The following is a 13,441-nucleotide window of genomic DNA, read 5'->3' as shown; positions in this document are numbered from 1 at the left end:
GGCAGGGACTCGGCAGGGACGGTGCAGCGTACCGGCCCCGCCCGTGCGGCCTCCCGCCGGACGCGGGTCGGCTCAGCCCTGCGTGCGGAAGACCAGGCTGGAGTGGCCCACCCGGACCACGTCGCCGTCCGTCAGCTGCCACTGCTGCACCGGGTTGCCGTTCACCGTGGTGCCGTTCGTGGAGCCGAGGTCCGACAGCGTGGCCGTGTGCCCGTCCCAGCTGATCTCCAGGTGTCGACGGGAGACGCCGGTGTCCGGCAGCCGGAAGTTCGAGTCCTGCCCGCGGCCGATGACGTGCGTGCCCTCGGTCAGCGGGTAGCTGCGACCGGAGCCGTCGTCCAGGGTCAGCGTGGCCTGCAGCTGCTGACCGTAGCCGGGCTGGCCGCCCCAGCCCTGCTGCTGGCCGTAGCCCTGCTGGTCGTAGCCGCCGTCGTAGCCCTGGTCGTACTGCTGCTGGCCGTAGCCGTCGTAGCCGGGCTGCGCGTAGCCCTGCTGGCCGCCGTACTGGGGCTGGCCGTAGCCGGGCTGGGCGTAGGCCTGCTGGCCGCCGTACTGCTGGCCGGCGTCGTAGCCCTGGTCGTACTGCTGGCCGCCGTACTGGGGCTGGCCGTAGCCCTGCTGGCCGTAGCCCTGCTGGTCGCCGTACCCGCCCTGGCCGCCGTACTGCTGGCCGTAGCCCTGCTGGTCGTACCCACCCTGCTGCGGGTACCCGCCCTGCTGGCCGTAGCCCTGCTGGTCGTACCCGCCCTGCTGGTCGTACCCGCCCTGCTGCGGGTAGCCGCCCTGCTGGCCGTAGCCCTGCTGGCCGGGCTGACCCTGCTGGTCCTGCGGCGGGGCGTAGGTCTGCTGGCCGTACGGGGCGCCACGGTCGTAGCCGTACTGCCCGTTCTCCTCGGGGTGGCCCGGTTGCTGGCTCATGGGTGCTTCTCCTGCGTTGCGTGCTCGTCCGGCGGACCGACGGGAAGCGTCGGGGTCCACGGCCGAGCGGGTGCGGAACTGTCCCGTGTGCAGCGCCTCGGAGCGCTCCAGGAAGACTACGACCTCGCCGTAGGTGTCCCATCCCTGGTCGGCGAGTTGAGCGGCGACGTGCGCGGAGAGCGAGTCCACGACCCCGGCGGTGTCGCCAGCCATGCGGTCCAGATCGGCGGGGCTGAGCTGCACGGTGTAGCGGTTGGGTGCGAGCACCCGACCCCCCGCGAGCTGCCGGAGATGGTCCTCGGCTTCCCTGAGCAGCGCCTGGGCGACCTCCTGGGGAACGACGCTGCCTCCGAAGACCCGCGCGAAGGCGTCGCCCACCAGCCCCTGGAGGCGGCGTTCGAAGCGATCGACACGGCCCACTCGATCTTCCTTTCGTCCGCTCGGCGTGTTACCGGCTTCCCCGATCGTATCCGTGGTAGGCCCGCGTCCGGTGACGCCCGACCCGGTGGTGCGGTGACCGTCCGCCCGTGCGCGCCGGATCGTCGGCCGACGATCGGGTGGGGGACCCCCCTCGCACGGGCCCTCCGGAGGTCGTGCTAGCTTTTCCCAGTCGCTCGGGCGAGTGGCGGAATGGCAGACGCGCACGGTTCAGGTCCGTGTGTCCGAAAGGACGTGAGGGTTCAACTCCCTCCTCGCCCACCAGCTCCCGAAGGTCCGCCTGGCACCGGCGGGCCTTCGTCCGTTCTCGGGTCGGTGAGCCGCCGGCTGGGTGCGGCGACCGGTCGATCACCGGCCCTCACCCGCGCACGGCCGGGCGTTCGGGGTGATCGGCCAGAACCAGCACGTCGGCGGCTCCGGCGGGGTCCCGCTCGCGGGCGTAGCGCTCGAACACGGGCAGGGTCCAGCGCTCCTCCTCGGGGGTGCGGCGGGCGAGGGCGGCGCGGTCCATGTGCAGGTGGGCGACCAGCTCGAAGGGCAGCCCCCGGCCGAGCAGCAGGGCGCCCGCGACCACCACCACACCCCCGGCACCGAGGTCGCGGTAGTCCTCGCGGTAGGCGCGGTCCCGCTCGGCGTCCCAGAGCCGGGGGAGCACCCGCCCCGTGCCGTCCGGGCCCGCGGGGTCGAGGACCTCGCGCCGCAGGGCGCCCTCGTCGAGCCAGCCGTCCAGGAACATGTCCTCGTCGTGGTGGCCGTACTCCAGCCGCAGCGAGGCGGGCCGCAGGAAGTCCCCGGCCCGCACCGTCACGGCCGCCCGGCCGCGCAGCCGCAGCCCCTCGACCACCGCCTCGGCGAGCTCGGCCGTGCCCGTCGGCGGCGGCCCGTCGAGCGCGACCCGGACCCGTCCGGGCCGCGCGTCGGCCCGCTCGACCAGGTGCTCCACGAGCGCCTCGCGACTCACCGGCCGGATCGGGCGTGTCGAGGTCACTGGCGGTAGTTCTCCACCACTGAGGCGCCGCGGGGCCGTGCCTCGTCCGGGTCCTGGCCCGCGGCCCGGCGGGCGTCGCGCTGGCGCAGCAGGTCCCAGCACCGGTCCAGGTCCACCCCGATCCGGTCGAGCCGGGCCTTCTCGTCGCCGCTCAGCGGGCTGCCGACGTGCGCGCGCTCGAGCCGGTGCTCCTCCTCGACGAGGTCGGTGATCCGCTGGCGCAGTTCGGCGTCGTCGGTCATGAAGATCCCTCCGGGCTTGCTGGGCGATCGCTGCACCTCCGACACTAGTCGCGTGACCTCGGGGCAGGGTGGCTCGCTGGTGCGGGCGCTGCGCGTGCTCGAGGCCGTCTCCGCGCTCGGCGACGGGGTCACCGCGAAGGCCATCGCCCGCCGGCTCGGCTGCCCGCTGCCGACCGTCTACCGGGCCCTCGGCACCCTGGTCGAGGAGGGCTACCTGGTCCGGCTCAACGCCGTGCGCGGCTACGGGCTCGGCTACCGGGTCGCCGAGCTGCACCGGGGACTCACCACGCAGGTCCGGCCGTCGCCGGCGGTGCGCGGGCTGCTCCACGAGGTGCACGACGGCGTGGGCGCGGCCGCGTACCTGGCCGTCCGGCGGGACGTCGACGTGGTGGTCGCACACGTCGACCGCTGCGCGGAGCATCCCGGACCGCTCGGCCTGCGGGTCGGGGAGCCCGCCCCCGTGCACGCCACCGCCCTGGGCAAGGCGCTGCTCGCCGGCCTCGGTGCCGCCGAGCTGGGCGAGGTGCTGGAGCGCACGCCGCTGACCGCCTACACCCCCCGGACGATGGCGGACCGGCGCAGCCTGGACCGGGAGCTGCAGCGGATCCGGGCGGCCGGCGCCGCCGTCGAGGTCGAGGAGTTCCACCGCGGGGTGGCCGGCGTCGCCGTCGCGCTGCGCGGGGGGACGGCGGCGGTGGGGGTCGCGGTGAGCCGCGCCGAGTTCTCCGCGCGGCGCTGGGAGCTGGAGCACGCGGTCCGGGAAGCCGCCGACCGGGTGTCCCGGGTGCTCACGGCCTGAGCCGGGCGCCGCCGGATCGGCGGTCCACCGGACCGGGTCCTCGGCGCGGGCCCGGAGTGCCGGGGGGTGGGCGGGGGTCCGGGTCGGCGGGGCCGGGGTCGGTGGGGCCGGGGTCGGTGGGGCCCGGAGGGTCGTCAGAGCAGCTCGGCCAGGGTGTCCAGCTCGGTCAGGGTGGCGGACTCGGCGTCGGGCCCCTCCTGGTCCGTCAGGGTGAACAGCACCCGGTCCACGCCCGCCTCCGCGTACGACGCCGCCGCGTCGGGTTTCGGGACGCCGCCGAAGATCGTGACGGGGAGGTGGCCGCGACCGGCCTCCGCACAGCGCCGGCGCAGCTCCGTCACCCGCTCCGCGAAGGCGTCGAGCTCCCCCATCCGGATCCGCAGCGGGATCCAGCCGTCGCCGTGCGACAGGACCCGGTCGAGCACGGTCGGCCCGCCGCCGCCGATCAGCACCGGCGGCCCGGCCGTCGGCTTCGGCCAGGACCAGCTCGGGTCGAAGTCCACGAACCGGCCGTGGTACTCCGCCTCGTCCCGGGTCCAGAGCGCGCGCAGCGCCTCGATCCGCTCGAGCATCTGGGCGGTCCGCTGCCGCGGGTCGACGCCGTGGTGCGCCATCTCCTCCTCGTTCCAGCCGGGCCCCACCCCCAGCTCGACCCGCCCGGGAGCGAGCCGCTCGACGCTCGCCACCTGCTTGGCCAGGTTGAGCGGATGGTGCTGGTTGATCAACGTCACGCCCGTGCCCAGCGCGATCCGCTCGGTCACCGCTGCCATGGCGCCCAGCGCGACGAAGGGGTCGAAGGTGTGGCTGTACTGCCGCGGCAGCTCGGCCCCGCCGGGCCAGGGCGAGCGCCGGCTGGTCGGGATGTGCGTGTGCTCGGTGAGGAACAACGCCGAGAAGCCGCGCGCCTCGACGCCGCGGGCGAGGACGAGGGGGTCGATGCCGTAGTCGGTCAGGAAGGTGGTGACGCCGATGTCCATGACCGGGGACGATGCCATCCGCGCCCGTCCTGCACGGCGCCGCCGAGCACGTCGTGCGTGACGGACCGCGACACGGTGCTGATCCCCGGGCGGTCGGCCGCCCGGCGGGGCGATCGGTGACGGGGGTCGACGAGGGGCCGCGGCGGTTGATCGCCGGTCCGGACCGTCCGACGCCGCCCTGGGCCGCGAGCGGTCCCGTCCGAGATCACGGCCGAGCCGCCCGCCGGCGTCGTGCTCGACCCGGCCGTCGCGGTCCCGCTTCGCCGGGCCACAGCGGGGTCCGCGGGTCTACCGTCTGCCCATGGGGCCCCGCACCGAACCTCCGTTCCGCGCCGACCACGTCGGCTCCCTGCTCCGCCCGAAGGCCCTGCTCGACGCCCGGGCGCAGTACCCCGCCGGCTCGCCCGAGCTCACGGCGGCGGAGGACGAGGCGATCCGCGACGTCGTCCGGCTGCAGGAGGAGATCGGGCTGCAGGCGGCCACGGACGGCGAGTTCCGCCGCACCTCCTGGCACATGGACTTCATCTACCAGCTCGGCGGCGTCACGAAGACGGACGAGCAGATCCGGGTCCGGATGGTCAACGCCGAGGGGGAGGGCGCGTTCACCTCGGCCGGCCTGGCGATCACCGAGAAGGTGCGGCTGCGCGAGCCGATCTTCGCCGACGCCTTCCGGTTCCTCGCCTCGTGCACCACGAGCGCGGTCCCGAAGCTGACCATCCCCTCGCCGAGCATGGTCCACTACCGCGGCGGCACGGCGGCGATCGACCGCTCGGTGTACCCGGACGTCGAGGAGTTCTGGCGCGACCTGTCGGCCGCCTACGCCGACGAGGTCCGGGCGCTGGGCGAGCTCGGCTGCCGCTACCTGCAGCTCGACGACACCTCGCTCGCCTACCTGAACGACCCGGCCCAGCGGGCCGAGCACGCCGCCGACGACGCCGACCACCTGCACGAGCGCTACATCCGCCAGATCAACGCCGCGATCGCGGACAAGCCCGAGGGCATGCGGATCACCACCCACATGTGCCGCGGCAACTACCGGTCCTCGTGGGCCGCGGAGGGCGGCTACGACTTCGTGGCGGAGGCCCTGTTCGGCGAGCTCGCCGTCGACGGCTTCTTCTGCGAGTTCGACGACGAGCGCTCCGGCGGCTTCGCGCCGCTGCGGTTCGTGCCGCCGGGCAAGCAGGTGGTGCTCGGGCTCGTGACCACGAAGAACGGCCGGCTCGAGGACCCGGACACCCTGAAGCGCCGCATCGACGAGGCCGCCGAGTACGTGCCGCTGGAGCAGCTCTGCCTGTCCCCGCAGTGCGGTTTCTCGTCGACGGTCGAGGGCAACACGCTCACCGTCGACGAGGAGATCGCGAAGCTCCGGCTGATCGTGCAGGTCGCGCAGGACGTCTGGGGCTGAGCGGGGGCGGTGCCGGTCGTCGTGCCGGTCGTCGTGCTGGTCCGGGGGGCGAGGCATTCGTGTCGGGGTTCTTGTCGGGGCCCGGCGCTACCGTGCGCTCGTGGCCTATGACGAAGCTCTCGCCGCGCGCCTCCGCAGCCTCCTGACGGGCGAACCCGGGCTGACCGAGAAGCGGATGTTCGGCGGTCTCGCCTTCCTGCTGGGCGGGCACATGGCCGTCGTGGCGAGCGGACGGGGCGGGCTGATGGTCCGGGTCGACCCGGACCGCGCCCCCTCGCTCCTCGCCCGCCCCGGTGTCGAGCGGATGGTGATGCAGGGCCGGGAGATGGCGGGCTGGCTGCGCGTCCTCGGCCGTCCCGAGGTCGACGACGTGGCGGACGAGGACCTCGCCGGCTGGGTCGCCGAGGGCGTGGGGTTCGTGAGGACCCTCCCGCCCAAGTAGGGCGCGGTGGTGCCGCACTCTGCGGACTGTGCGGGCTCCCGAGGACTGGGCGAGCGAGGTGGCGGACGGGGCTCTGCGTCCGGTGTGTGTCGCGGGGACCATGAGCGGCGCCACCTCCGGCTAGGCTCGGGCGGGTGAGCGAGGGGGCCACCGGCTGGGGCGAGCCGCTGTACGAGCGCGTACTGGCCGGCGTCCCGGAGGGCGCATCGGTGCTCGACGTCGGGTGCGGGCCCGGGGTGTTCGCCGCGTTCGCCGCCGCGCGCGGCCTGAAGGTCAGAGGACTCGACGTGGACCGCTCGGCGGTCGCGGCCGCCCGGCGTGCGGTGCCGGACGCGGTGTTCGCGGTCGGCGACGCCCACCAGCTCGACGGGTCCTTCGATCTCGTCGCGCTGGTGCAGGTGCTCGCCCACGTCACCAACCCGCTGAAGGTGCTGAAGGAGGCGGCGCGGGTCGGCGGGCTGGTCCGCGCGACGGTCTGGGGCCGCGAGGAGGAGTCCGACGTCCGGCTCTTCGGCGAGGCCCTCGCCCCGTTCCTCCCGCCGCGCGGCGCCCGCCGCACCCCGGCCGGCCCGCCCCCGCTGACCGAGCCCGACCGCTTCCGGAAGATCGCCTCGACCGCCGGGCTCGAGGTCGTCGCGCTCGACGAGGTGCGCTGCCCGTTCGACTACCCGGACGAGGATTCCCTGGTCGGGCCGCTGCTCACCTCCGACATCGGGCGGTACGCGGTGCACACCGCCGGCCCGGTCGCGGTCCGCGAGGCGGTGCTGGCCACCTTCGCCCCGCACCGCCACGGCGCGGGCTACCGGCTCTGGAACCTCTTCCGGGTCCTCGACTCCCGCCCCACCTGACCCGCGCCGCCCCACCGGCTCGAGCTGGTCGCCAATCCCGTGCAGGGCGCGTCGGCAGGCTGATCCATGGTTGTGTGCAGCAGCGGTTCCTCTCGCGACCTCCGTTGCACATCACCGCCGATCATGTGGGCCCGCGACGCGCTCCCGAGAACGACGGACCGGGGCCCACCACCCCCGCGGGACCCCGGTCGTCGATCGTCGGTCAGGCCCTGGCCTTCGCCTCCTCGGAGTAGCGCAGCTTCAGCAGGGACTTGCAGTACTCGCCGTTGGTCTCGATCCCCACCCGCTGCAGACGCGCCCGCCGCAGGTGCAGCGGCACCTGGGCGGCCGTCACCCGGCTGCCGTCGGGGTGGATGAGCAGCGGCGCGTCGTCCTCGTAGGGCAGCCCGATCGCCAACCGCCGGTCCCGGAGCCGGCGCAGCTCCATGGAGTCGGGGATGTCGGCCAGGGTGAGCTCGGCGAGCTGGTCCGGGCCCAGGCCCTCGTCGACCAGTGGCCGCGCGAGGCGGTCCTGGCCGGCGAGCGCCGCCTTCGACAGGAAGACGCGCCGCAGTTCGTCGAGCTCCGCCGTCGCCTCGCCCTCGAACGAGGCGACGAACCCGGCGTGCGCGGCCACCCCGCCGTTGATCTCCTCCGACGCGTGGTGGTCGGCCAGCGAGACCACCGCGCGGGTGACCCCGGGGACCGCCGACACGGCGTCGTAGGCGTCGGCGACCATGAGGAAGGAGAAGTTGGGCGCGCAGAAGAACGTCGGCAGGCGCAGCCCCACGGTGACTTCCCCCGAGGGGGAGACGGTGCACGACTCGACGAAGTCGAGATCCGTGATGGGCTCGTCCAGCTCCGGGTCGAGCACCGTCCCCAGCGCCCGCCAGACCGCGGCGGGCAGATCGGTCATGCCTGGGCACCCGCCTTGTCCTCGACGAGCTCCTCACCCGGCTGCATCGGCTCGTCGGCCGAGGTCGGCAGCTGGCACTCCGCCGGCACCGGGATGTCGTAGAGCTTGGCGGCGTTGAGCCCGAGGATCTTCTTCTTCGACGCCGTGGTGAGGCGCGGGTAGTCGGCGAACTGGTCGTCGTCGGGCATCTGCCAGTCGACGAAGCCCTCGACCTGCCACTTCGGCACCCAGATGTTGTAGTCGGAGCCGAAGGTCATCTTGTCCTCGCCGACCCAGAACAGCAGCTCGCCCATGACCTTGGCGAAGAACTTCGGGCGGGCGTGCATCAGGCCGCCGATGACGACGGAGAGGCCGGCGTAGACGTTGGGCTCCTGCACCGCCATGAAGCAGAAGTCCTCGATGCGCGGCAGGCCCACGTGCTCGACGACGAAGTTGAGCCCCTGGAAGTCCGTCGCGGCGTGGTCGACGTCGGCGACGTCGAACGCGTCCTTGTCCAGCGGCCAGATCGTCGGGCCTTTGTGGACGTGGATGTTCTTGATGCCGAGGTCCTGCGCGGCCTGCAGGAAGTGGTACGCCTCGGGGTCGGTGAGCTTGTAGCCGCGGGAGTCGCCGTTCCACTCCGCGGTGTAGAGCTTCACGCCCTTGAGCTTGTACTTCTGCGCGTCGGCCTCGAGCTGCTTGAGGCCGGCGTCGCCCTCACGCGGGTCGAAGCGGCCGTTCACGATGAGCTTGTCGCCCCAGCGCTCCAGCAGCTGGGCGTTCTGCTCGACCGTGTTGAAGCCGTCCTTGTACCACTCCTTGAGGTAGGTCGACTGGAAGATCGCGTGGTCGACGTGCCCCTCGACGAACATGTCGCGCTCGAAGTCCTCGGGCGTGACCTTGAGGTACTTCTCCCAGTCCCAGTGGGTCTCGGGCGGGCCGAGCTGGTGGTAGCCGTAGAAGCAGTCGATCCAGCCCTTGGCGAACTGCTCCTTGCCCTCGACCCAGTTCTCCTTGGACGCGTCCCAGAAGTGGCTGTGTGAGTCGACGACGAAGTACTTCTCTCCGTCTTTCTCGTACATGTGGTGGTTCCTTCCGTCAGCGTCGGTGCTGCTGCGAGGGGGTGATCAGGGGACGAGGATCGCCCGGCCGCGGACCCGGCCGGCGTCGAGGTCGTGCAGGGCGTCGAGCGCCGCGTCCAGCGGGTACTGCTTGGTGTGGAGGGTGACCTTGCCGGCCTGCGCGAGCACCATGAGCTCGGCGAGGTCGTTGTAGGTGCCCACGATGTTGCCGATGACGCTCTTCTCGCCCGCCACGAAGTCGAGCGTCGGGGCGGTGAACTGGCCGCCGTAGCCGATCACGTACATGTAGCCGGCCGGGGCGGTCATCTTCCAGGCGTCGAGCTCGGCGCCCTGCTCGGCCACGAAGTCGAACACGACGTCCGCGCCCTTGCCGTTGGTCAGGTCGAGGACGGCGTCGACGTGGTTGCCGTTGGCCTCGACCGTCTCGTCGGCGCCGATCTGCTTGGCCAGGGCCAGCGCGTCGGGGTTGCGGTCGACGACCACGATCCGGGTGCCGGTGATGGCGGCGAGGGTCTGGATGCCGATGTGTCCCAACCCGCCTGCACCCTGCACGACGGCGGTGGTGCCCGGATACAGCATGGGGACGGCCTTGCGGACCGCGTGGTAGGCGGTGATGCCGGCGTCGGCCAGGGCGGCGACGTCCGCGGGATTGGTGTTCGGGTCGAGCTTCACGCAGGCACGGGCCGTGGTGCGCAGGTACTCCGCCATGCCGCCGTCGTTGTTCGACAGGCCGGGGAAGAACGCGTTCTCGCACTGCATGTCCTTGCCCGCGCGACAGGCGAGGCAGAGGCCGCAGCTGGGCTGCGGGTGCAGGATCACCGTGTCCCCGACCGCGACGTTGGTGACGCCGTCGCCGATCGCGTGCACCCATCCCGCGTTCTCGTGCCCGATCACGTACGGCAGGTCGGGGTTCATGGCCTCGGCCCAGTCACCGTTGACGATGTGCAGGTCCGTACGGCAGACGCCGGCCCCGCCGATCTTCACGATCACGTCGAGCGGGCCCTGGAGCTCGGGCTCCGGGATGTCGTCGATCTTCGGGTCGGAGTGGTACTCGTGCACCCGGACGGCTTTCACGCCGTACCTCCTCGGAGTCACTGCCGCTGTGGTCCCGATCACCGTCGATCACGGTGGGAGGTGTCACAAGGCGCCAGATTCCGTCAGATGAGAAAAAGGGCGAAACGGACGGCAGCTCGGTGCGGTCGGCCGGGCGAGACGATCATGAGGTGCCGAGGAAGAGCGCTTCGACCTGCGACGACGTCGGTTCCGGGCCTGATGCGGGCCTCGTCCGGTCCGGTGTCTCATCCTGCGACGGACTGCCCATCGGGGGAGGGGCGGAGCCGACCCCACCCCCCGTGTTCCACGTGGAACACCGAACGGCGGGTCCGCGCGACCGCCGCTAGCGTCGCGCTCATGCGGACCGTCATCGCGGGAGGACACGGCAAGATCGCCCTCCGGCTCGCCACGCTGCTGGCGAACCGGGGTGACGAGGTGGTGAGCGTGGTGCGCAACCCGGACCACCGGGCGGAGGTCGAGGCGACCGGGGCCGCGGTGGCCGTGGTCGACCTCGAACGGGCGGCGCCGGCCGACCTCGCGCCGCACCTCGCGGGCGCCGACGCGGTGGTCTTCGCCGCGGGCGCGGGCCCGGGTAGCACCGCCGAGCGCAAGGACACCGTCGACCGGGCCGCCGCCGAACTGCTGGCCGAGGCCGCCGCACGGGCCGGGGTGCGCCGTTACGTGCTCGTCTCCTCGACGGGGGTGGACCAGGAGCCGGACCCGGGGCGCGGTGAGGTGTGGGCGGCCTACATCACGGCCAAGAAGGCCGCCGAGGACGCCCTGCGGGCCCGGCCCGACCTGGACCTCACGATCGTCCGCCCCGGCCCGCTCACGAACGACCCGGGTGTCGGGCGGGTGCGGCTGTCGAAGGACCACCTCGAGCGACGGGAGGTCACCCGGGACGACACCGCCGCCGTCCTCGCGGCGATCCTCGAGGCCCCTGGCACCACCGGGCTGACCCTCGAGCTGATGGGCGGCGAGAACGACATCCTCGAGGCCGTGACGGCGGTGCAGGCCTGAGCTGAGCGGAGGCGGTCCGTCCGCCACGGGAGCAGGATCCGGACCGCCGCGGGCAACCCGGGGTGTCGGTACGGGAGGAGTTCGGGTGAGCGAGCACGAGTTCGACGTCGTCGTGATCGGGGCGGGCCCGGTCGGGGAGAACGCGGCCGACTACGCCCATCGCGGCGGGTTGTCGGTGGCGCTGGTGGAGGCCGAGAAGGTGGGCGGGGAGTGCTCGTACTGGGCCTGCATCCCGTCCAAGGCCCTGCTGCGCACCCCGAGCGCCGTCGCCGCGGCGCGCCGCCTGCCGGGGGTGACCGCGGAGTTCGACCCGAAGGCCGTCTTCGCCCGACGGGACGCCTTCACCTCACGCGGCGACGACTCCGGCCAGGCCGAGTGGGTCGGGTCGGCGGGGATCACGCTGGTCCGGGGGCACGGGCGGCTGGCCGGGGAGCGGATCGTGGCCGTCGGTGACGACCTGTTCCGGGCTCGGCACGCGGTCGTCGTCGCGACGGGGAGCACACCCGTCGTCCCGCCGATCGAGGGCATCGACATGGTCCGGACCTGGGGCTCGCGTGACGCGACCGCTGCGGACGAGGCGCCGCGACGGCTCGGCGTGCTGGGCGGCGGCGTGGTCGGCTGCGAGATGGCGCAGGCGTACGCCCGCCTCGGCTCGCAGGTCACGATGCTCGTGCGCGGCGACCGGCTGCTCACCTCGGCCGAACCCGTGGCGGGGGAGAAGGTGGCGGAGGCGCTGCGGGCCGACGGGGTCGACCTGCGGCTCGGTCAGGGGATCGACGCCGTCGGGAGGTCCGGCGACGCCGTCGCGCTCACCGTGGGCCGCCGGACCGTGGAGGTCGACGAGCTGCTGGTGGCGACCGGCCGGCGTCCCCGCACGGCGGACGTCGGGGCCGAGACCGTCGGACTGGAGCCCGGGAGACCGTTCGTGATCGACGACACCGGGCTGGTCCAGGGGGTCGACGGCGGGTGGCTGTACGCGACGGGCGACGTCACCGGCCGGGCGCCGCTCACGCACATGGGCAAGTACCAGGCGCGCATCGCCGGCAACGCGATCGCCGCCCGGGCCGGCGGTGCCCCGCTCGACACCGGCGCCTGGGGCGAGCACGCGATGACCGCCGACCATCGCGCCGTGCCGCAGGTGGTGTTCACCGATCCCGAGGTCGCCCACGTCGGGAGCACGGCCGAGCAGGCGCGCGACGCGGGCGTCCCCGTGCGCACGGTGGAGCTCGACATCGCCGTCGCCGGGGCGTCGCTGCACGCCGACGGCTACGACGGCGGCGCGGTCCTCGTGATCGACACTGCCCGGGAGGCGCTGGTCGGCGCCACGTTCGTCGGTCAGGACGTCTCCGAGCTGCTGCACTCCGCGACGGTGGCGATCGCCGGGGAGGTACCGCTCGGCCGCCTGTGGCACGCGGTCCCGTCGTTCCCGACGATCAGTGAGGTCTGGCTGCGGCTCCTCGAGACCGCGCGGTCCGAGGCGCACGCGTAACCTCGCAGGACGTGCTCGACCTGACCGACCTGCGCGCCGACTGCAGCCGCTGCACCGGGCTGTGCTGTGTGGCGCCCGCCTTCGCGCGCTCCGCCGACTTCGCCTTCGCCAAGCCCGCCGGAACGCCGTGCGGGCACCTGCAGGAGGACGCCCGGTGCGGTGTCCACGCCGAGCTGCGGCCGCGGGGCATGGTCGGCTGCACGGTCTTCGACTGCTTCGGTGCGGGGCAGGCGCTCTCGGCGCGGGCAGACTGGCGGGCGGGCGACTCCGTGACGGTGTTCGCCGCATTCCCGCAGCTCAGGACGTTGCACGAGCTGCTTCGGCATCTGCGGGAGGCGCGGGGTCTCGCCGACGGCGATCTCGGTGAGGACCTCGGGACGGCGATCGGGCGGACCGAGGAGCTCGCGGCGCTGGGCCCCGCCGAGCTGGTGGCGCTCGACGTCGAGGCGCACCGCCGCGCGGTCAACCCCCTGCTGGTCGCGGTCAGCGAGGCCGTGCGCGGCGACGGCCCCGATCATCGCGGGGCGGACCTGATCGGCGCCCGCCTGCGCGGTGCCGACCTGCGGCGGGCGAGCCTGCGCGGTGCGCTGCTGCTGGGCGCCGACCTGCGCGGGGCCGATCTGCGGGGGGCCGACGTCACCGGTGCCGACCTCCGGGGCGCCCGGCTGGAGGGGGCGGACCTGCGGGACGTGCTGTTCCTGGTGCCGCCGCAGCTCACCGCGGCGCGGGGCGACGGCACCACCCGCCTGCCCTCCGGCTTCGATCGGCCGCAGCACTGGACCGCGTCCGACCCCGCCCGCACGTCACGTCCGCGGAGTCGTACCGGGCGCCGTTCGCACCGGCGCTGACCACGCCCGGCGAGCGGC

At 73.6% G+C, this 13,441-nt stretch carries 14 protein-coding genes and 1 tRNA gene; 8 read left to right on the top strand and 7 right to left on the bottom strand.

The features are described 5' to 3' along the window. Window positions 1-72: 72 nt before the first annotated feature. Entirely contained in the window at window positions 73-1,338 is a 1,266-nt protein-coding gene (locus ACL02T_RS13535; protein ID WP_412831037.1) for an FHA domain-containing protein, read from the bottom strand. 196 nt (window positions 1,339-1,534) lie between these two features. Here ACL02T_RS13535 and ACL02T_RS13530 point away from each other — a divergent pair. After that, window positions 1,535-1,620: transfer RNA gene (locus tag ACL02T_RS13530), tRNA-Leu, on the top strand. Between the two features lie 94 nt (window positions 1,621-1,714). Here ACL02T_RS13530 and ACL02T_RS13525 read toward each other — a convergent pair. Both ACL02T_RS13525 and ACL02T_RS13520 read right to left on the bottom strand, forming a co-directional pair. Next, window positions 1,715-2,317: a nucleoside/nucleotide kinase family protein gene (locus ACL02T_RS13525; RefSeq protein ID WP_412831036.1), complete on the bottom strand. Its 603-nt coding sequence runs from the start codon at window positions 2,315-2,317 to the stop codon at window positions 1,715-1,717. 23 nt (window positions 2,318-2,340) lie between these two features. Beyond that, window positions 2,341-2,586 carry a DUF2630 family protein gene (locus tag ACL02T_RS13520; protein WP_412831035.1) on the bottom strand — a complete coding sequence of 82 codons (246 nt, stop codon included), beginning with the start codon at window positions 2,584-2,586 and terminating at the stop codon, window positions 2,341-2,343. A gap of 52 nt (window positions 2,587-2,638) precedes the next feature. On the opposite strand from ACL02T_RS13520, the gene ACL02T_RS13515 reads away from it, so the two are divergent. Next, complete coding sequence (locus ACL02T_RS13515) at window positions 2,639-3,385, top strand: IclR family transcriptional regulator (protein ID WP_412831034.1); 747 nt, start codon at window positions 2,639-2,641, stop codon at window positions 3,383-3,385. Between the two features lie 134 nt (window positions 3,386-3,519). On the opposite strand, the gene ACL02T_RS13510 is transcribed toward ACL02T_RS13515, so the two are convergent. Then, window positions 3,520-4,380, bottom strand: a complete 861-nt coding sequence (locus ACL02T_RS13510) for an LLM class F420-dependent oxidoreductase (RefSeq protein ID WP_412831033.1) — start codon at window positions 4,378-4,380, stop codon at window positions 3,520-3,522. Between the two features lie 283 nt (window positions 4,381-4,663). Between ACL02T_RS13510 and ACL02T_RS13505 the strand changes: the two genes are divergently transcribed. From ACL02T_RS13505 to ACL02T_RS13495, 3 genes are all read left to right on the top strand, one after another. After that, entirely contained in the window at window positions 4,664-5,767 is a 1,104-nt protein-coding gene (locus ACL02T_RS13505) for a 5-methyltetrahydropteroyltriglutamate--homocysteine S-methyltransferase (protein WP_412831032.1), read from the top strand. Window positions 5,768-5,867: 100 nt separating this feature from the next. Continuing rightward, window positions 5,868-6,209, top strand: a complete 342-nt coding sequence (locus ACL02T_RS13500; protein WP_412831031.1) for a TfoX/Sxy family protein — start codon at window positions 5,868-5,870, stop codon at window positions 6,207-6,209. A 134-nt stretch (window positions 6,210-6,343) separates the two neighbouring features. Continuing rightward, the gene (locus tag ACL02T_RS13495) at window positions 6,344-7,057 is read left to right on the top strand and encodes a class I SAM-dependent methyltransferase (RefSeq protein WP_412831030.1); all 714 of its coding nucleotides are present in this window, start codon (window positions 6,344-6,346) and stop codon (window positions 7,055-7,057) included. Between the two features lie 202 nt (window positions 7,058-7,259). Here ACL02T_RS13495 and ACL02T_RS13490 read toward each other — a convergent pair whose 3' ends face one another. From ACL02T_RS13490 to ACL02T_RS13480, 3 genes are read right to left on the bottom strand one after another with little or no spacing between them, the layout of a single operon-like run. Beyond that, on the bottom strand, window positions 7,260-7,952 hold the full coding sequence (locus ACL02T_RS13490) for an iron-sulfur cluster assembly protein (protein WP_412831029.1): 693 nt from the start codon (window positions 7,950-7,952) through the stop codon (window positions 7,260-7,262). After that, window positions 7,949-9,013, bottom strand: coding sequence for an amidohydrolase family protein (locus ACL02T_RS13485; RefSeq protein ID WP_412831028.1), 1,065 nt, complete (start codon window positions 9,011-9,013; stop codon window positions 7,949-7,951). Before ACL02T_RS13485 ends, ACL02T_RS13490 begins: the two co-directional genes overlap by 4 nt. A 45-nt stretch (window positions 9,014-9,058) precedes the next feature. Next, the gene (locus tag ACL02T_RS13480) at window positions 9,059-10,087 is read right to left on the bottom strand and encodes an NAD(P)-dependent alcohol dehydrogenase (RefSeq protein ID WP_412831027.1); all 1,029 of its coding nucleotides are present in this window, start codon (window positions 10,085-10,087) and stop codon (window positions 9,059-9,061) included. A 336-nt stretch (window positions 10,088-10,423) separates the two neighbouring features. Between ACL02T_RS13480 and ACL02T_RS13475 the strand changes: the two genes are divergently transcribed. The 3 genes from ACL02T_RS13475 to ACL02T_RS13465 all read left to right on the top strand — a co-directional run bounded on the left by ACL02T_RS13475 (window position 10,424) and on the right by ACL02T_RS13465 (window position 13,423). Further along, the gene (locus ACL02T_RS13475) at window positions 10,424-11,086 is read left to right on the top strand and encodes an NAD(P)H-binding protein (protein WP_412831026.1); all 663 of its coding nucleotides are present in this window, start codon (window positions 10,424-10,426) and stop codon (window positions 11,084-11,086) included. Between the two features lie 85 nt (window positions 11,087-11,171). Next, window positions 11,172-12,575: a dihydrolipoyl dehydrogenase family protein gene (locus tag ACL02T_RS13470; protein WP_412831025.1), complete on the top strand. Its 1,404-nt coding sequence runs from the start codon at window positions 11,172-11,174 to the stop codon at window positions 12,573-12,575. Window positions 12,576-12,586: 11 nt separating this feature from the next. Next, window positions 12,587-13,423, top strand: a complete 837-nt coding sequence (locus ACL02T_RS13465; protein WP_412831024.1) for a pentapeptide repeat-containing protein — start codon at window positions 12,587-12,589, stop codon at window positions 13,421-13,423. Window positions 13,424-13,441 lie beyond the last annotated feature (18 nt).

The organism is Pseudonocardia oceanicola, from assembly GCF_047200735.1.
Classification (GTDB): Bacteria; Actinomycetota; Actinomycetes; order Mycobacteriales; family Pseudonocardiaceae; genus Pseudonocardia.
Note: the sequence above shows the minus strand (reverse complement) of the source record. Positions and strands in the feature narration are given on the sequence as shown.

What these genes read in the sequence shown, in the direction of transcription:
- ACL02T_RS13510 (WP_412831033.1), bottom strand. Translation starts at nt 4,380, where the DNA reads ATGGCATCGTCCCCGGTCATGGACATCGGCGTCACCACCTTCCTGACC.
- ACL02T_RS13475 (WP_412831026.1), top strand. Translation starts at nt 10,424, where the DNA reads ATGCGGACCGTCATCGCGGGAGGACACGGCAAGATCGCCCTCCGGCTC.
- ACL02T_RS13485 (WP_412831028.1), bottom strand. Translation starts at nt 9,013, where the DNA reads ATGTACGAGAAAGACGGAGAGAAGTACTTCGTCGTCGACTCACACAGC.
- ACL02T_RS13505 (WP_412831032.1), top strand. Translation starts at nt 4,664, where the DNA reads ATGGGGCCCCGCACCGAACCTCCGTTCCGCGCCGACCACGTCGGCTCC.
- ACL02T_RS13520 (WP_412831035.1), bottom strand. Translation starts at nt 2,586, where the DNA reads ATGACCGACGACGCCGAACTGCGCCAGCGGATCACCGACCTCGTCGAG.
- ACL02T_RS13490 (WP_412831029.1), bottom strand. Translation starts at nt 7,952, where the DNA reads ATGACCGATCTGCCCGCCGCGGTCTGGCGGGCGCTGGGGACGGTGCTC.